Consider the following 16,477-nt stretch of genomic DNA (forward strand, 5'->3'; position numbering starts at 1 on the left):
ACAACCGCGAGAAGTTCTATAACGCTCTCGATCCCTTCATCAAGGTTGCGGTGTCCGGGAACAACCCGACTAGCACCGTGAAGCGGGAGGCCGTGCCGGCCAAGGAGATTCGGGCTTGGGCTAAGGAACAGCCGGCGAAGATCCGTGACCTCGTGAAGAGCGAGCGCGGCGCGGTTCCGAAGGCGGCCATCGCCGCTTACAACGAAGCGAACGGGACGAAATACTAGGACTCCCTCTCGCTTGAGCCCCCGACTCGTCGGGGGGCTCTTCGCTTTAGAACGTGTCGGACTGTCGTGACAGAAGTTGTCCGAGGGTCGCTTCCGTGTCGGGGTCCTTCAGGGACTCCGCGTACCACAAGGCGTATGCGAACACTGATGCCGCCTGCCTGCGGGCTTGCTTCATCTGACCGCGCTTTGCTTCCTGCGCGGCAAGTCGCTCTGTCTTCTGTGCCTCGCGAGCTAACCGGGCTGCATCGTGCTCCGCAGCATTGCGGTCAGCACGCTCTGCCCAGGAGGCCTTTTGTGCAGCTTGTCGCGCCTCGATGCGCGCCATCTCCTTCGCTTCTCGATGGGGATCGCGGCGCAAGGTGCCGTGTAGCGGGGGCGCTTCATCCCGGTCGAACTCTCGCCCCCGCGCCAGGATTGCTTCAAGGTTCACCTCAGGGTTGGAATCATCGGCCCAAGCCTCGCGTTCCCTCGCCGCCTCGAATGCGGCTTGCTTGCGAGCATCATGCTCGCGAAGGTAGGCATCGACCGCGCGATTGATCCTCCTGAGTTCCGCTTCATGCTGCTCGCGCCGATACGCAGCACGCTCGGCATCCGACATCTTGAGCCATCGCTGATTCAACTTCTCCTCAGGAGTCATCGGGGTTGGCGACTCCTGCCCGTGCTTCTTGGAGCGACCCCTCATCACCTCTTACCCCCTCGTGAACAGTGACCGTTGATAGCTGACCGGCCCTCAAACAAGCGGTTGGTGATCAAGTGACACCACTCCCCAAGTAGTACATCTTCTGCGTCGATGCGCCTCAGCTTCCTCTGCAGGTGCGCTTGGTGCGCCTCCTCGGCCATTACTCGTCTCTGCTCAGTCTCCTCCTCCCTCCACCTTTCCTTCGCCCGAGCTAGGGCGGCTTTACTCTGCCTACGGCTATGCCACATGGCTAAACCTCCTTCGTTGAGCCGCGGTCACCAGCAGACGGGCGAAGAAAACTTCCCCGACGCACCCTTCGGTCTTCCTACACATGCAGGAGGTAATAGATCTGAGCAACCAACGCCACGACCGCGTTGACAACGGTGAACAATAGGGCAAGGACGTAGGGGCGGATGCGGTAGTCAGTGATCGCCATGAGCGCCATCCAGGGCAGGGGAAAGAGCACAAAACCAGCTACGGTTATCCAACCCAGGAGGGGAACAAAGCCAAGAGCGAAGAAGATGCCACTGACAACGTAGGGCCAGCGTTGTTCGTACGTACTCCTCGTTATATCCCTAAGCTCAATTCGCCTCGCGCGTTTAAGCTGCCTGTTGCTGTCTCGGTGATTGAGGCGTTTCTCCTTAAGGCGTTGACGTTCTTGACGACGCTGTTCTCTATTGGTCAATGCTCCTACCGGTCCTTCAGTTAGATTGCGTGTAATGACCGTTCGATAACCCCAAGTTGTGGTGACCACTCGCGGTGGGATCTGTTACCAACCGTTCTTCACGCTTGCGGCTTGGAGAAGTCCTTCAGCAGTGATCAAGTCGAGGTTCAGCGGATCGCGCCTCCAAGATGGGTGCCAAAGCATGGAGGCGTTCAGATTCCGCGAGTGCGGACTTCCGAGGGCTGTCGTAGTTGGGCACAGCGTCCATCAGGTAGAACGGCATCGACTCGCTACGTGACCCAGTGCCAGAGAGCGAGGCAGAGCTAGCCGCCAGCGCCCTCTTAGCCGGATTGCCACTGACTCCAGCCTGCCGTTGCTTCTTGCTCCTACTGCCTTTGCCCATGCGGTCAGGCTACGGCAGCGACAATACACAGGAGTGCCTGATCCTGGCCGACGCTAGCAGTCCGTACAGATCCGTACACGACGCGGCTGCCAGTGCCGTTCTCCGCTCAAGCCTCGCGCAGTGACACGTTCACCCGTCCACGGTCGGAAGCTCGCTCAGAATCGCTCTGGTGACCGCTGGTGACATAAAAGCAGTCACTGACTCACTTGAGTAGATCGCTTGTGATTCCCGATAGGTAATTCTGTTGACAAAGACTGACTTCAGACACGAAAAGCAGGTACTGTATCGGGGCTGTATCGGGGCTGTATCGGGGCTAGTATCGCCGTCTAATCCCAAAAAAGTACGGTAGATCCATATTTGTATCGTCAGTATCGGGTAGATCATAGAAAGGAGATTCCCGTGGGGAATGGTTATAGCTATAACGCCTCTTTACATACACATACCAGTAAGGGGAGCAAGGATCCGTCGATCTACCCGATACTGACGATACAAGTACGGCCAGACCACAGCTTTCTCGGGTGTCAAGGGACTGCTGCACGGGTAGGTGACATCTGATCTGGCTTGCCCGTGGGGTGGGCCTGGAAGGATGTTGCTGTGCCCAAGCCCTACCCGTCCGAGTTCCGTGACGACGTTGTGCGCGTCGCGCGGAACCGTGAGCCCGGAGTGACGATCGAGCAGATCGCGAAAGACTTCGGTGTTCACCCGATGACGCTGCAGAAGTGGATGCGTCGCGCTGACATCGATGAAGGTTCGAAGCCCGGCCAGTCGCGGACCGAGGCGGCGGAGATCCGTGAGCTGAAGAAGCGGAACCGTCTGCTCGAGCAGGAGAACGAGGTCCTCCGCCGCGCGGCGGCGTATCTGTCGCAGGCGAACCTGCCGGGAAAAGGCTCTACCCGCTCGTGAGCGAGCTCGCCGACGCAGGGATCCCTGTGACGGTGACGTGTCGGGTGCTCAAGCTCTCCCGCCAGCCCTACTACCGGTGGCTGACGAACGGGCAACGGCCCTGAACGGCAATCCGTATAGTTCCGTACACGGCTGGGCTACACGGCCCGATCCCAGTGAACGCCCGCATCCTCGCTATCATCGGGACAGTGAAGGAAGCGGAACTCGCCAAGGCGCGCACGGAGTCTCTGGACGAGTTCGTCCGTGACCTTCGTGAACTCCGCGAACTGTCGGGACTGTCCTACAGGTCGATAGCCCTCATCATCAGCCAGCAGCGTGAAGCAGCAGGAGCGAGGCCCGGAACTTCACAGATCGCTCACACGACGGTCTCTGATGCGTTCCGTCTTGGCCGCCAACGGGTCAATCCGGTCCTCGTTGGTGAGATCGTTCAAGCGCTCGGGTTGGACGCCGACGAGAGCAAACGATGGCGCGAGCGTTGCGTGGCCGCAATGGCGTTGCGGACTGAGCAAGTAGCCAACAGAACACCTTCAGTCGAGCACGCCTCTGTGACCCCGCAAGTCAGCCCTGTTGCTCATCGACCAGCACTAGCGGTCCTCCTGGCCGTTGTCGGTGGGGGAGTCTTGCTCAATGCCACCGGTAAGTTCCTGAACCCCTTGTTCGGAGACATTTTCTTCTTCGACATGATCGGGACCGCCGCCGTAGCTATCTTGCTCGGCCCGCGGTGGGCCGCTCTGGTCGGAGCTATCTTCGCGATCATTGAACTGACTAAGGGCAATGTCGGTGATGCCCTGTTCGCAACCACGATGATAAGCGCAGGAATCCTATGGGGTTATGGCGCACGGCGTTGGAGTCTTGCTGACACACTGCCGCGCTTCTTAGGACTCAGCGTGCTCGTGGCGTTAATGACTTCTGCCCTAGCCGTGCCGATTACTGTTCTGTATTTCGGTGGCGAGCCGGGTAGAGGTTTCGACGGCTTCTTTCAGTCGCTCAGCACAACGGGTGCGAACCTGTGGGTAGTGGTCGGGCTGACCAACCTTGCTGTCTCCGTGGCTGACAAGGTGCTTACTGGAGCGCTGGCGTTCTACCTCGCAAAGCCGTTGAGCAAATACCTGACGATGGGCGATGAGACTTCTCGATGGACAACGACGCTGGCTCGCGATCTGGACCGTTGACTTCAGGGGTGACGCAACGATGCGAACCCGTCGTGAAACTCGCGCAGACTCGATCCTGTGACCGCTGGCGGCATGAACAGCATTGATGTAGCCTACGAACGTTAGCGAGCGACGAGGCCCGCTGTTTTGCCATGTGGCGATTTGTGTTGATGATTGTGTTGATGCGGTTTGGCCGATAGCTCGGAAAGTCGCGTGTTTTCGCGCTTTTCTCTTAGGATTACAAAATCCCACCGTCACCGCCAGACTGAAACCCCCGCAATCCCTTGGAAACACTGGGATCGCGGGGGTTTCTTCATGTCTGAGAACCATCCCGTGATAACACCGTGCTAACGCTTCACTGAGCGCGTGCCTGACCGAGCGACGCAGCTGAGGGAGCTGTAACTCATCTTCGGGGACACTGCCGCGCAGTCGAAGCTCGACCTGATTCAGTCGGCGACGGTGCTGGATCAGATCTACCCGGCGCTGGTGCAAAGTCCCCAGAGCAATGGTCGGCCACTGATCGGAGGTGTCGGTCACCGGATGCAGCTCCTGCTTCACGGCTAGCAGCCCCGCCTGGAATAGTGCTGTCACTAATTAAGGTTAGCGTCGCAAACTATAATAACTTGTGAGACAATCAAGCTATGGCTTCCCCCGAGCAGATCGGCATCCCGTGGCCCGTCCACGATGTCGAGCTGCTGCCATGGCGTCAGCAGGTGCGCGGGGGGACCCGGGCGGATCGGACGCTCAGTTCCGTCGAGGCGACGGTCCCTCCGATGATCGCGGAGCGGGACTATCTGCCGCCCATCACGACGACAGTCGCCTCGGAGGAGGCTCTGCTCGCCGTGACACAGGCGGACACCGATGCCGAAGGGCACTCGGCGGCGATAAGCCGCTTCATGATGCGCACCGAGTCTGTCGCGTCATCGAAGATCGAGCGCATCACCGCTGACGCGGTGGACTACGCCAAGGCCCTGGTCGGCAACCGCTCGAATACCTCCGCGACGAGCATGGTGGCGGCGAGCACCGCGCTGCACAGCCTGGTCACCGTCGTCGGAGAGCGGGGACGCTTCGAGCTCGACGATCTGCTGGTGGCGCACCGCGCACTGATGCATGACGATCCGATGGAAGCGGCCTACGCCGGTCGGCTGCGCGACATGCAGAACTGGATCGGTGGCAGCGACTACTCCCCCCGAGACGCCCTGCACATCCCGCCGGCTCCGGAGAGAGTGACAGCGCTGATCGACGACCTGATCATCTATCTCAATCGCGATGACGTGCCCGTGATGACGCAGGCTGCGATCGGTCATGCTCAGTTCGAGTCGATCCACGCGTTCACCGACGGCAACGGTCGCATCGGTCGCGCCTTGGTGTCGGCCGTGTTCCGTCGGCGAGGCGTGACCCGCAACGCTGTCGTCCCCCTTGCCAGTGGCCTGCTCGCAAAGCGCGACGACTACTTCGCCGCCCTCGGCGAGTACCGGAAGGGCGAGCCTGCGCCGCTGATCGACCTGTTCGCGCGGTCGGCGCGGTCCGCAGCGATCTGTTCGCGCCATTCCATCGCCCGCATCAAGGCTCTCCCGGACGAGTGGACGGATGAGCTGAAGCCCCGGAAGGGCTCTGCGGCATCAGCGCTGATTCCGTTGTTCTACGACCACCCGGTCATGACCGCCGCCGAGATCGAACGGCGATCCGGATCGTCGACGCCCGCGGCGTACCTGGCGATCGATCAGCTCGCCGAAGCCGGGTTCATCGAGGAGATCACCGGGCGCAAGCGCGATCGTGTCTGGGTCGCGTCCGAGCTGCTCGCCGAGCTCGATGATCTCGACCGGCGCATTCAAGCAGCGATGACGGCCTGATCCACCGCATCCGCGAACCCCTGAGCCGGCTCGGGATCAGGCACCACCCTCGCCGGCAGACCCGCCCTCGTCGGGCGGATCGCCACCGTCGACGACCTCGCCGTCGGCTGTGGGCATGTCCTGGTCGTGGAACTGGCCGTCGGGGAGCGCCTCGTTCGCCGGTTCCGGATCCCCGTCGACGCGACCGTCGCCGGGTTCGGGGCTGTCCTGCTGCCGGTGTTCATCTCTGCGTGTCATGCGACGAGTACACATCGCGGCGGCGCGCACCGACAGAGCGGTGACGCGCGGCCCGCCCGCGCGTATGATGTGCGCGCACGCGGGCGTCCGGCGCCTCCGCCGTCAGCGCGGGCCCTTCCGCCCACGCCGTTAGCCGCGCGGTGACAGGTCCGGCAGCATCCGCGTCCCGAACTCGTGCCGCAGCGCGCTGAGCGCGGCGAGCCAGCCGGGCATCCCGGTCACGCCCGGCCCCGGAGAGGCGGATGCCGAGGCGAGGTACACACCGCGCATCGGGGTGCGCCATGGGTCGGGGCTGAGCACGGGGCGCCGCAGCAGCTGCCACAGGTCGGGCGACCCGGCGGCGATGTCCCCGCCGGGATAGTTCGGGTTGTGCGCCTCGACCTCGAGAGCGCTGCGCGAAGAGGCGGCGACGATCGTGTCGCGGAATCCGGGCGCGAAGCGCTCGATCTGCCTGACGATCGCCTCCTGCCGGTCGAGGGAGCTCCCGGCCGGCACGTGCGTGTAGGTCCAGAGGGCGTGCATCCCGGCCGGCGCACGGCTCGCGTCGAACAGCGACGGCTGAGACACCAGCACGTAGGGGCGCTCGGGATGCCGACCGCGATGCACCTGGTTCTCGGCATCCGCCATCTCGGCACGCGTCCCGCCGACGTGCACGGTGCCGGCCCGGCGCAGGTCGGGATTCGTCCACGGCACCGGAGCGTTCAGCGCGAAGTCGACCTTGGCCACGCCGTCGCCGTACCGGAACGCCTCCAGCGCACGTCGATAGCGGCCGGGCATGGCGTCGCCCGTCATCCGGATCAGCGCCTTCGGCGTGACATCCAGCAGAGTGACCGTCGATGACGGCAGTTCGGCCAGCGAGGCCACCTCGTGGTCGAGCACGACCTCGCCGCCGTGAGCGCGCAGGTCGGCGAGCAGGGCATCCGTGATCGACTGACTGCCGCCCACCGGGATCGGCCAGCCACCCGCGTGCGCGTACGTGATCAGCGCGAGGGCGGCGCCGGCGCCGGCGATGCTCGGCTGAGCGAGGATGCTGTGCGCTGCGACGCCGGTGAGCAGTGCGGGCGCGGCATCCTCCCGGAAGCGCAGATTCCAGGCCGGCGTGCCCTGCTCGAGCGCGCGCAGCCCGAACGCGGCGGCGGTGAGCGGATGCCGGGGGATGCGCAGCAGCGTCGAGCCGGTGAAGTCGGCGATCCGGGTCGAGTGCTCCACGAGCGGACGCATCAGCCGCTCGTAGGCCGGGCCGTCCACGCCCAGGTTGTCGCGCGTGCGCGCGAGATCCCGATGGGCGACTGCCGCCCGCCCGTGTTCGAGCGGCTGCGCGAACGAGACCTCCGGGGTGACGAACTCCACACGTTCGCGCAGCATGAACTCGCGGAAGAACCGGGACTCGAACGCCATCGGATGCACCGCGGAGCAGACGTCGTGCTGGAAGCCGGGCAGCGTGAGCTCGCGGGTGCTGACCCCGCCGCCCGGCTGATCGGCACGCTCGTAGACCCGCACGCGCAGGCCCGAGCGTGCGAGCGTCACGGCGGCGGCGAGACCGTTCGGTCCGGCGCCGACGACGATCGCATCCAGCCCGGCGTCGCCACGGATTCCGTTCACGGTCCGGGCACCTCCGCGTCGGCGGGAGCGGATGCCGCTGCGGCCGCGCGACGAGCTGCACGCCCCTCCGCGAGGTAGGCGAGGCGGTGCAGCGTCTCGGCGTTGCGCCAGTGCAGCAGCGCGTCCATCACCGGTCGCGGCACCCATCGCGCCGGGCCGGCGATGGCCTCCTCCTGGATCCGCACGAGCGCGTCCTGGCCATGGCGCCTGACCTGCAGCGTCACGCGGGCCTCGCCGACCGGCCAGCCCCGTGCCCGCATCACCATGGCGTGCGGCGGATGGTGCTCCTCGATCACTGTCCTGTCGTCGAGGAGCATCGGCCACACTCCGAACGAGTGATGCAGTCGCGCCCCTGCCCGTGGCCAGTCCGCGTCGACTGCGCGCATGCGCGACGCGCCGACCACCCACGACGGGTACAGCCAGCCGTCGGCCAGCACCTCGAAGACGTCCTCGGGTGCGCAGCGCACCAGCCTCACATTGCGGGACATCGTGTCGTCCCCTCTTGTCGTCACGGATCCTCACCGTCGGTGAGTCCGGATCCTGCACGGATCCGGTCGCTTCGAACGTAGCTCCCTGCGTCGCCGCCCGGCAGCGGGTTGCGCGCACCGTCTCGCCTGTGGCACGTCGCCTCGTGTGTGCTGCACAGCGGCCCGGCGCCCGCCCCTCCTGACGCGGAGGGCGGCGTCTCCAGAGCCGCCCTCCGCGAGGGGAGGAACCGACGTGCCCCAGCACGGCGGCCTTGTGCCGGGACGCGTGAGGGGGTTCGACCCGACGTATGCTGAAGCGTACGGGATGGGGTTTCACACGACTCGGGGGAGACTGTGATGACTGGGGATGACAGTGTTCGGCGACCGGATTTCGCGGACGCGCTGCGCAGCGCGATCGCTCGGCGGGGGGTATCGCTGTCTCAGCTGCACCTTCGCCTGCGCGACAGCGGGAACCCGGTCTCGATCGCGATGCTCAGCTACTGGCGATCGGGTGAACGGCATCCGGAGGGCGCCGCGTCGCTGAGCGCCGTGGATGCGCTCGAGCGCCTGCTCGAGGTGCCCGCCGGCGAGCTGTCGCGGCTGGTTCCGCGCATGGTGCGGATGGGTGCACTGCCCATGCCGCGCATGCCGTTCGACGATGAGCGGGAACGGCGCGAGATCGGGGAGACGTTCGCAGCGCTGCGCGCCGCCCAACAGAACAGCCTTCGCGACATCTCCACGCACATGGATGTCGTCGTCGGCGCGGACGGCACCGTCGAGCGGACCACCTACCGGTGCCTGGTGCAGGTCACCAGCGGCACGCTGTCGGACCTGTCTCTGATCGACGTGGATGAAGAGCCCACCGACGCGATGCTGCTGATCACCGATGTCATCGGCGCGCGCCTGGACAGGCAGTATCGCCATCCCGACGGTCGCGTCTCCGGGATCGTGTTCACCTTCGACCGCCCCGTGGAGGCGGGGGAGACGGTGCTGTTCGAGTTCAGCGAGGCGCCGCCGCCGGGCTATCCGCGCCGGCGCACCGCCTGGCACGCGACGGCGCGTCCCGCCAAGGAGACGATGATCTTCGTGCGGTTCCCCCGGGACTGCGAGCCCGACTGGTGCGAGGAGTACACCGAGTCGGACGGCGGCGCCGAGGTGTCGTCGTCGCCGGTGCGGCTGATCGGCGGGATCGCGCACACGTCGCGACACGGCTTCGGGCCGGGCGTGCTCGGCCTGCGCTGGGGCTATGCCGAGGGCTGAGCGTCGACCGAGGACTAGCCCGGAGCATCCCGCATGGGGCGTCCGCCGTGAGGCGGGCACCCCTCCTGCGTGACGGAAGACAACGTTCTGGTCACAGCCCGGGGAAATCCTCGAATCTTTCTGCCGGACTGTTGACGGAAAAATTCGGGGTTGCGAGAGTTGCACGCATGTCATCGACGACCGGGGTCCACGCACTGGTGCGACGCACTCACGAGGAGCGCGTTCTCACCGCGCTGCGCGCGCACGGAGCTCTCAGCAGAGGCGAGCTCGCGAAGCGCGTCGGACTCTCGCGCACCACCCTCTCCGAGATCACGGCGCAGCTGCTCAACCGCGGTGCGATCATCGTCGCCGACACCGACGCGGCGATCCGCGCCGGCAGCGGACGTCCCGCTGAGCGGCTGGCGCTCGACCCCGATTCGGGCCAGTTCCTCGGTGTCGACTTCGGCCACCGCCGGGTGCACGTCGCCGTGGCGGATGCCTCGCACGAGGTCATCGCGCAGGGAGCGCAGCGCTACGAGAATGACACGCCGTGGCCGGACCGGATCGCCGCAGCCTTCGACCTCATCGACCGGCTCAGCGCGGAGACCGGGGTGCACTTCGGCGCCCTCCAGGCCGTGGGCATCGGCGTGCCGGGGCCCTACACGGCCGCGCTCGCCGGCGTGCCCGCGATCAGCTGGAAAAGGCAGCTGGCACCCGACGGAGTCGACCGCGCCTTCGCGGATCGCTTCGGCGCTCCCGTGATGGTCGACAACAACACGCGGCTGGCGGCACTGGCGGAGGCGATCGCACGCCCAGACGCCGTGGACAACCTGATCTACCTGCGTCTCTCGGACGGCGTCGGCGGCGGCCTGGTCGTGTCGGGACGCCTCGTCACAGGATCCCTCGGCTTCGCCGGGGAGCTCGGGCACGTCACGGCCCACCCCCGCGGTCTGGCCTGCCGGTGCGGCAAGCGCGGATGCCTCGAGACGGTCGCCTCGGCACCCGCGATCCTGCAGGCGTGCCGCGATGCCGGCGCCGAGACGGAATCGCTCGACGACCTCGCGCTCGCAGTGGCGAAGGGCGATCCGGCGGTCGACGCCGTGCTGCGCGAGGTCGGATCCACGATCGGCCGCGTCCTCGGCGCCGCGGCGATGACCCTGAACCCCCGTGAGGTCGTGATCGGCGGCGAGATCGTGCATGTCGCCCCGGTCATCGTCGAGCAGGCCGCTGCCACGCTGCGGTACGAGCTGTACTCGATCCCCTCCGACCAGCCCCAGATCGTCCGCGCCGCCCAGCTGCGCGACAGCGACGGCGCGCTCGGCGCGATCGCCGCGATCTTCCATCAATCACCCCTGCTGGCGGGCTACCCCGACCCGACGGCATCCGTCCGCGCCACCCCGCCGCAAAGGAGCGTCCTGTGACCCTGCCCGGAACCGATGTCAGCGAAGGAGCCCGATCATGAACGGCGTCGAGACCCCGTCCACTCCCTCGCGTGAGAAGGCCCTGCCGTCGTCGGCGAGCGGCGCCGCGCTCGCCGAGGAGACCCCAGCCGAGAACCCGCGCCCCGCGGGCAAGGTCCGCCGGCGCCGAATGTCGAAGCGCACCTGGCTGATGATCCTGAACGCCGTGTCGATCGTCGGCGGCATCGCGATCTGGTGGGTGCTCGCCCTGAGCGGGCTGCAGCTGCCCACCCCGCCCGAGGTCGTGCAGAAGGCGATCATGATGTGGGAGGCCGGCATCCTGCAGGAGGATGTCCTGGCCAGCCTGGCGCGCGTGCTGAGCGGGTTCCTGCTGGGCACCGCAGTCGCCGTGCCGGTCGGATTCCTGATGGGCTGGTACACCATCGCGCGAGGGATCGCCGAGCCGTGGATCCAGTTCTTCCGCACCATCCCGCCGCTGGCGCTCCTGCCGCTCGTGCTCGTGCTGATGGGCATCGGAGAGCTGCCGAAGGTCTTCGTCATCTTCCTCGCCGCGTTCCTGGCCTGCGTCATCTCCACCTACCAGGGCGTGGTCAGCGTCGACAGGACGCTGATCAACGCCGCGCGCGTGCTCGGCGCGAAGGACGGCACGATCTTCGCGCGCGTCGTCGTGCCGGCATCCACTCCGTTCATCCTCGTCGGCATGCGGGTCGGCCTCGGATCGGCCTGGGCGACCCTGGTCGCCGCCGAGCTGCTCGCCGCGCAGGCGGGACTCGGCTACCGGATGCAGCAGGCGCAGATCTACTACGACCTGGCCACCATCTTCGTCAGCATCGTCATCATCGGAATCCTCGGCCTGGTGATGGACCGACTCCTCCTGTTGGCCGAGGCCAAGCTCACCGGATGGCAGGAACGACGATGACCGACACCATGACCGCCGCGAAGATCTCGGTCCGCGGCATCCGCAAGACGTTCCAGCTGAAGGACGAGGAGTTCGTCGCCCTCGAGCACGTGAACCTCGACATCTCCGACAACGAGTTCGTCACGGTCGTCGGACCGTCCGGATGCGGCAAGTCCACGCTCATGAACATCCTCGCCGGCCTCGAGGAGCCGACCGCCGGCGAGGCGCTGGTCGACGGCCGCGAGGTGTCGGGGCCGGGACCCGAGCGGGGCGTGATCTTCCAGCAGTACGCGCTGTTCCCCTGGCTCACCGTCCGCAGGAACGTGGAGTTCGGGCTGAAGGTCGCCGGCGTCCCGAAGGCGGAGCGGCGCGCGCGCGCCGAGCACTTCATCCGCATGGTCGGGCTCGAGCAGTTCGCCGATGCGCTCCCCAAGATGCTCTCCGGAGGCATGAAGCAGCGATGCGCGATCGCACGCGCCTACGCGGTGAACCCCTCCATCCTGCTCATGGACGAGCCCTTCGGAGCACTCGACGCCCTCACCCGCGTCAAGCTCCAGGAGCAGCTGCTCGACGCGTGGAGCCGTGAGAAGAGGACCGTCATGTTCATCACGCACGACGTCGACGAGGCAGTATTCCTCGCTAATCGCGTCATCGTGATGGCCGCCCGTCCCGGGCGCATCTACGACGTCATCGACGTCGACCTGCCCTACCCGCGCACCGAGGATGCGCGCCTGAGCCCGGAGTTCGCGCAGTTGCGCAACCGGGTCTGGCACTCCGTCTACCACCAGGCCTCCGGCAATGCCGCCGGACCCGCGTCGCACTGAGACGCTCGACCCGAAGAAGGGAAACCCCCATATGCACATCTCACGCAAGCTGCTCGGAGCCGCCGCGGTCGGCGCCGCCGTCGCGCTCGTGCTCACCGGCTGCGCCGGAGGCGGTGAGGAGTCGTCGGGCCAGCCCGCCGACAGCCAGTACGACGACGTCATCGACGTGAACTTCGGCTACATCCCGGACTTCAACGGCACCAGCCTGCTGGCCATCGCCGAGGAGCACGGGCTCTGGGAGAAGTACGGCCTGAACGTGACCCCGCAGAACTTCACGAACGGACCGCTGCAGATCCAGGCGCTCGGCACCGGCGATCTCGACTTCGGCTACATCGGCCCTGGCGCCGTGTGGCTGCCGGCATCCGGGCAGGCGAAGATCGTCGCGCTCAACACGCTCGGCCAGGCCGACCGCGTCGTCGGGCAGGAGGGGATCGACTCCGTCGAGGACCTCCGCGGCAAGACCGTCGCATTCCCCGAGGGCACGTCCGGCGACATGATCCTCACGCTGGCACTCAAGGAAGCCGGCATGACGAAGGACGACATCGACGCCGTGCCGATGGAGCCCGCTGCGATCGTCGCCGCGCTCTCGTCGAAGCAGGTCGACGGCGCCGGCTTCTGGTACCCGGCGCTCGCGACGGTCAAGAAGCAGGTTCCGAACCTCGTCGAGCTCGCCGAGAACAGCGACTTCGAGGACACCGTCGCGTTCCCGACCGCGTTCGTCGCGGGCAACGACGTCGTGGCGGATGAGCCGGAGAAGGTGGACCGCGTCCTGAAGGCGCTGCGCGAGGCGATCGATCTTCGCGCTGAGGACCCCGACGAGGCCATCCAGCTGACCGCCGAATTCTCGGCGCTCGACCCGGCGCAGGTCGAGGCGGATGCCGGCAACGTGCAGATCCTCTCGCTCGACGAGCTCGACAAGCTCACCGAGGACGGCACGGTCGACACCTGGTTCGCGGGGATGGTCGACTACTTCGTCGAGGCGGGCAAGCTCGAGGATGCCGTGGAGCCCAGCGAGTTCTACACCGGAGACCTCTTCCTGCAGGCAGGCGAGTAAGCACCATGGCACCGAGAAACATCCTCTTCCTCATGACGGACCAGCACCGGGTGGACACACTCGGGGCGTACGGCAACGCCCTCGCGGTGACGCCGGTGCTCGATGAGCTGGCCCGTACCGGTACGCGATTCGACCGCTGGTACACGCCGACGGCGATCTGCACCCCCGCTCGTGCGAGCCTGCTGACCGGCCAGGCGCCGTTCCGGCACCGCGTGCTCGCCAACCACGAGCGCAACGTCGGCTACCTGGAGGACCTCGAAGACGGTGCGTTCACCTTCGTTCAGGCGCTCCGCGAGAAGGGGTACAACACCGGACTGGTCGGAAAGTGGCACGCCGGAACCGAGAAGAAGGCCGCGGACTTCGGGTTCGACGGTCCGGACCTTCCCGGGTGGCACAACCCGATCGAGAACGAGGACTATCTCGGCTACCTGAGCGAACACGGCTTGCCGCCGTATGCGATCAGCGATCGCATACGCGGCACGCTGCCCAACGGTGGGCCGGGCAACCTGCTGGCTGCCCGGCTCCACCAGCCGGTCGAGGCGACCTTCGAGCACTACCTCGCCACGCGCACGATCGAGCTGCTCGAGCGGTACGCCGCCGAGGTCGAGCACGACGGCACGCCGTTCTTCCTGGAGCTGAACTTCTTCGGCCCGCATCTGCCGTACATCGTTCCCGACGAGTACTTCGACATGTTCGATCCCGACACGATCGAGCTCCCCAAGTCGATCGCCGAGACCTTCGAGGGCAAGCCGCCCGTGCAGCGCAACTACAGCGCACACTGGACGTTCGACACCATGCCGATCGAGGTGACGCGCAAGCTCATCGCCGTCTACTGGGGGTACGTCGCCCTCATCGACCAGCAGATCGGTCGGGTCATGGAGGCGCTCGAGCGTCTCGGGCTGGTGGACGAGACCGCGGTGTTCTTCACCTGCGATCACGGCGAGTTCACCGGCGCGCACCGGCTGCACGACAAGGGGCCGGCGATGTACGAGGACATCTACCGCACTCCGGGCCTGCTGCGGATCCCCGGGGGTGTGGCCGGCCAGGTGCGCACCGAGTTCGTCAGCCTGCTGGACTGCACCGCGACGATCCTGGATCTCGCCGGCGTCGACCCGTCGCCCGCGGTCGACTCGCGCAGCCTCGTGCCGCTCGTCGAGGGTGAGCAGCCCGAGTGGGAAGACGACATCATCTGCGAGTTCCACGGGCATCACTTCCCGTATCCGCAGCGGATGCTCCGTGACGAGCGCTACAAGCTCGTCGTGAACCCGGACTCGGTCAACGAGCTGTACGACCTGTGGAACGACCCCGACGAGTTGCTCAACGTCTGCGATCACCCGGAGATGCGCGGCATCCGGGATCGCATGATGCGGCGTCTGTACGGTGCCCTGCGGGAGCGGGGTGACAACTTCTACCACTGGATGACGACGATGTACGACGTCGGGGAGGTCGATTACGACCCCACGCAGAGCGGCCTCGACGAGACGACGTACGACTCGTCGGTGACGGAGAGCGTCTGATGGATGCCGCCGCCCCAACATCGTGATGATCCTCACCGATGATCACGGTGCGCAGGCGATCGGCGCGTACGGATCCGTCGTCAACGCGACGCCGCACATCGACGCGATCGCCGAGAGCGGGTGGCGCTTCGATAGCTGGGGCTGGCGGTCGCGGCTGCCTCGGGCGCGATCTCCGAGGACGTGGGGCGCCGCCCGTCCCGGTGATCGCCGGCGCGCGTAAGCTCGGATCTCATGGCGACCGGTTCCACGATCCACATCTTCGATGTCCACCTGGCGGATGTGGACCGTGGCGTCTACGACGAGTTCACGCTGCGCGTCGCGCGGCATCCGTCCGAGACCGACGCCTACATGCTCACCCGGCTGCTGGCGTACTGCCTGGAGTACGAGGAGGGCATCGCCTTCACCGAGGGCGTCGCGGCGACCGACGAGCCGGCGGTGCTGGTGCGCGACCTCACGGACCGTGTGACGGCCTGGGTCGAGGTCGGAGCGCCGGATGCCGCCCGTCTGCACTACGGCAGCAAGCTGGCCGACCGCACCGCGATCTACACCTACCGCGACCCCGTGAAGGTGATCGCGAACTGGGCGGGCAAGACGATCCACGAGGCGGATGCCATCGTGCTGCACAGCTTCGACGCCGGCTTCCTCGACGATGCCGCGTCGGCACTGGCGCGCCGGAACACCATGACCGTGTCGGTCACCGAACGGCAGCTGTACCTCGAGCTGAACGGCACGCACCTCAGCACGGCCGTGCACGACCACAGCATCCGCTGAGCCGGGAGCGCCACGCGAGCGCGGGTTCCGCCGGCCAGCCGGCCGGAGCAGACTGGTCGCATGCCCACCCTCACCGCCGTCCTCGGCGACATCACCACGCAGCAGGTCGACGCGATCGTGAACGCCGCCAACAACGCGATGCGCGGTGGCGGCGGCGTCGACGGGGCGATTCACCGCGCCGGCGGGCCGAAGATCCTGCAGGACTGCATCGCCCGCTTTCCGCACGGACTCGTCACCGGTGACGCCGGCTGGACGACCGGTGGCGATCTGCCCGCCCGGTGGGTGGTGCACACGGTCGGACCGAATTGGAACGCCGGGCAGCGCGACAGGGAGCTGCTGGTCTCCTGCTATCGGTGCTCGCTCGAGGTCGCCGATGCGCTGGGCGCGCGCAGCATCGCCTTCCCGCTGATCAGCGCCGGCGTGTACGGCTGGCCGCGGGAGGATGCGATCCGGGTCGCCGTGGACACGATCCTCGATACCCCGACGAAGGTGTCGGATGCCCGGATCATCGCGTTCGATGAGTCGGCGTTCCCGCAGGTGCGGGCGGCAATCGACGCCTGGACCTGA

General features: G+C 66.5%; 17 protein-coding genes. 13 read left to right on the forward strand and 4 right to left on the reverse strand.

From position 1 onward, the window contains the following. The coding region (locus Q9R19_RS11515) for a hypothetical protein (RefSeq protein ID WP_311256546.1) at positions 1-227 on the forward strand (227 nt) is incomplete at its 5' end. 46 nt (positions 228-273) lie between these two features. Here the strand turns inward: Q9R19_RS11515 and Q9R19_RS11520 are convergent. Next, complete coding sequence (locus Q9R19_RS11520) at positions 274-864, reverse strand: hypothetical protein (protein ID WP_311256547.1); 591 nt, start codon at positions 862-864, stop codon at positions 274-276. A gap of 1,703 nt (positions 865-2,567) precedes the next feature. Between Q9R19_RS11520 and Q9R19_RS11525 the strand changes: the two genes are divergently transcribed. The 3 genes from Q9R19_RS11525 (at position 2,568) to Q9R19_RS11535 (ending at position 5,880) form a co-directional block, all read left to right on the forward strand. Further along, a complete protein-coding gene (locus Q9R19_RS11525) occupies positions 2,568-2,876 on the forward strand; it encodes a transposase (protein ID WP_311256548.1) in 309 nt (102 codons plus the stop codon). Between the two features lie 188 nt (positions 2,877-3,064). Continuing rightward, positions 3,065-4,048 carry a hypothetical protein gene (locus Q9R19_RS11530; protein ID WP_311256549.1) on the forward strand — a complete coding sequence of 328 codons (984 nt, stop codon included), beginning with the start codon at positions 3,065-3,067 and terminating at the stop codon, positions 4,046-4,048. A 620-nt stretch (positions 4,049-4,668) separates the two neighbouring features. After that, positions 4,669-5,880, forward strand: a complete 1,212-nt coding sequence (locus tag Q9R19_RS11535) for a Fic family protein (RefSeq protein WP_311256550.1) — start codon at positions 4,669-4,671, stop codon at positions 5,878-5,880. 36 nt (positions 5,881-5,916) lie between these two features. Here the strand turns inward: Q9R19_RS11535 and Q9R19_RS11540 are convergent, their stop codons facing one another. The 3 genes from Q9R19_RS11540 to Q9R19_RS11550 form a co-directional block, all read right to left on the reverse strand. Continuing rightward, complete coding sequence (locus Q9R19_RS11540) at positions 5,917-6,117, reverse strand: hypothetical protein (RefSeq protein ID WP_311256551.1); 201 nt, start codon at positions 6,115-6,117, stop codon at positions 5,917-5,919. Between the two features lie 129 nt (positions 6,118-6,246). Then, positions 6,247-7,719: an NAD(P)/FAD-dependent oxidoreductase gene (locus Q9R19_RS11545; protein WP_311256552.1), complete on the reverse strand. Its 1,473-nt coding sequence runs from the start codon at positions 7,717-7,719 to the stop codon at positions 6,247-6,249. Beyond that, positions 7,716-8,207: an SRPBCC family protein gene (locus Q9R19_RS11550; RefSeq protein ID WP_311256553.1), complete on the reverse strand. Its 492-nt coding sequence runs from the start codon at positions 8,205-8,207 to the stop codon at positions 7,716-7,718. The genes Q9R19_RS11545 and Q9R19_RS11550 overlap by 4 nt, the downstream gene beginning before the upstream one ends. A 336-nt stretch (positions 8,208-8,543) precedes the next feature. Between Q9R19_RS11550 and Q9R19_RS11555 the strand changes: the two genes are divergently transcribed. The 9 genes from Q9R19_RS11555 to Q9R19_RS11595 all read left to right on the forward strand — a co-directional run bounded on the left by Q9R19_RS11555 (position 8,544) and on the right by Q9R19_RS11595 (position 16,477). Beyond that, positions 8,544-9,446: a hypothetical protein gene (locus tag Q9R19_RS11555; protein WP_311256554.1), complete on the forward strand. Its 903-nt coding sequence runs from the start codon at positions 8,544-8,546 to the stop codon at positions 9,444-9,446. Between the two features lie 167 nt (positions 9,447-9,613). Further along, positions 9,614-10,846 carry an ROK family transcriptional regulator gene (locus Q9R19_RS11560; protein ID WP_311256555.1) on the forward strand — a complete coding sequence of 411 codons (1,233 nt, stop codon included), beginning with the start codon at positions 9,614-9,616 and terminating at the stop codon, positions 10,844-10,846. 37 nt (positions 10,847-10,883) lie between these two features. After that, a complete protein-coding gene (locus tag Q9R19_RS11565; RefSeq protein WP_311256556.1) occupies positions 10,884-11,765 on the forward strand; it encodes an ABC transporter permease in 882 nt (293 codons plus the stop codon). After that, positions 11,762-12,568, forward strand: a complete 807-nt coding sequence (locus Q9R19_RS11570) for an ABC transporter ATP-binding protein (RefSeq protein ID WP_311256557.1) — start codon at positions 11,762-11,764, stop codon at positions 12,566-12,568. The genes Q9R19_RS11565 and Q9R19_RS11570 overlap by 4 nt, the downstream gene beginning before the upstream one ends. 31 nt (positions 12,569-12,599) lie before the next feature. Beyond that, positions 12,600-13,622, forward strand: a complete 1,023-nt coding sequence (locus tag Q9R19_RS11575; protein ID WP_311256558.1) for an aliphatic sulfonate ABC transporter substrate-binding protein — start codon at positions 12,600-12,602, stop codon at positions 13,620-13,622. A gap of 5 nt (positions 13,623-13,627) precedes the next feature. Beyond that, positions 13,628-15,139 (forward strand): sulfatase-like hydrolase/transferase, encoded by a 1,512-nt coding sequence (locus tag Q9R19_RS11580; protein ID WP_311256559.1) that lies wholly within the window; start codon positions 13,628-13,630, stop codon positions 15,137-15,139. 25 nt (positions 15,140-15,164) lie between these two features. Further along, positions 15,165-15,359, forward strand: coding sequence for a hypothetical protein (locus Q9R19_RS11585; RefSeq protein ID WP_311256560.1), 195 nt, complete (start codon positions 15,165-15,167; stop codon positions 15,357-15,359). 11 nt (positions 15,360-15,370) lie between these two features. Next, the gene (locus tag Q9R19_RS11590; protein ID WP_311256561.1) at positions 15,371-15,910 is read left to right on the forward strand and encodes a YaeQ family protein; all 540 of its coding nucleotides are present in this window, start codon (positions 15,371-15,373) and stop codon (positions 15,908-15,910) included. Between the two features lie 60 nt (positions 15,911-15,970). Further along, positions 15,971-16,477: an O-acetyl-ADP-ribose deacetylase gene (locus Q9R19_RS11595; RefSeq protein WP_311256562.1), complete on the forward strand. Its 507-nt coding sequence runs from the start codon at positions 15,971-15,973 to the stop codon at positions 16,475-16,477.

The sequence above is a fragment of the Microbacterium sp. ARD32 genome (genome assembly GCF_031844385.1).
GTDB lineage: Bacteria > Actinomycetota > Actinomycetes > Actinomycetales > Microbacteriaceae > Microbacterium.

Bases quoted from the DNA above. Each gene is read 5' to 3' on its own strand.
- Q9R19_RS11535 (WP_311256550.1), top strand. From the start codon at position 4,669: ATGGCTTCCCCCGAGCAGATCGGCATCCCGTGGCCCGTCCACGATGTC.
- Q9R19_RS11540 (WP_311256551.1), bottom strand. From the start codon at position 6,117: ATGACACGCAGAGATGAACACCGGCAGCAGGACAGCCCCGAACCCGGC.
- Q9R19_RS11595 (WP_311256562.1), top strand. From the start codon at position 15,971: ATGCCCACCCTCACCGCCGTCCTCGGCGACATCACCACGCAGCAGGTC.
- Q9R19_RS11565 (WP_311256556.1), top strand. From the start codon at position 10,884: ATGAACGGCGTCGAGACCCCGTCCACTCCCTCGCGTGAGAAGGCCCTG.
- Q9R19_RS11585 (WP_311256560.1), top strand. From the start codon at position 15,165: ATGATCCTCACCGATGATCACGGTGCGCAGGCGATCGGCGCGTACGGA.
- Q9R19_RS11570 (WP_311256557.1), top strand. From the start codon at position 11,762: ATGACCGACACCATGACCGCCGCGAAGATCTCGGTCCGCGGCATCCGC.
- Q9R19_RS11550 (WP_311256553.1), bottom strand. From the start codon at position 8,207: ATGTCCCGCAATGTGAGGCTGGTGCGCTGCGCACCCGAGGACGTCTTC.
- Q9R19_RS11580 (WP_311256559.1), top strand. From the start codon at position 13,628: ATGGCACCGAGAAACATCCTCTTCCTCATGACGGACCAGCACCGGGTG.
- Q9R19_RS11560 (WP_311256555.1), top strand. From the start codon at position 9,614: ATGTCATCGACGACCGGGGTCCACGCACTGGTGCGACGCACTCACGAG.
- Q9R19_RS11520 (WP_311256547.1), bottom strand. From the start codon at position 864: ATGACTCCTGAGGAGAAGTTGAATCAGCGATGGCTCAAGATGTCGGAT.
- Q9R19_RS11575 (WP_311256558.1), top strand. From the start codon at position 12,600: ATGCACATCTCACGCAAGCTGCTCGGAGCCGCCGCGGTCGGCGCCGCC.
- Q9R19_RS11555 (WP_311256554.1), top strand. From the start codon at position 8,544: ATGACTGGGGATGACAGTGTTCGGCGACCGGATTTCGCGGACGCGCTG.
- Q9R19_RS11590 (WP_311256561.1), top strand. From the start codon at position 15,371: ATGGCGACCGGTTCCACGATCCACATCTTCGATGTCCACCTGGCGGAT.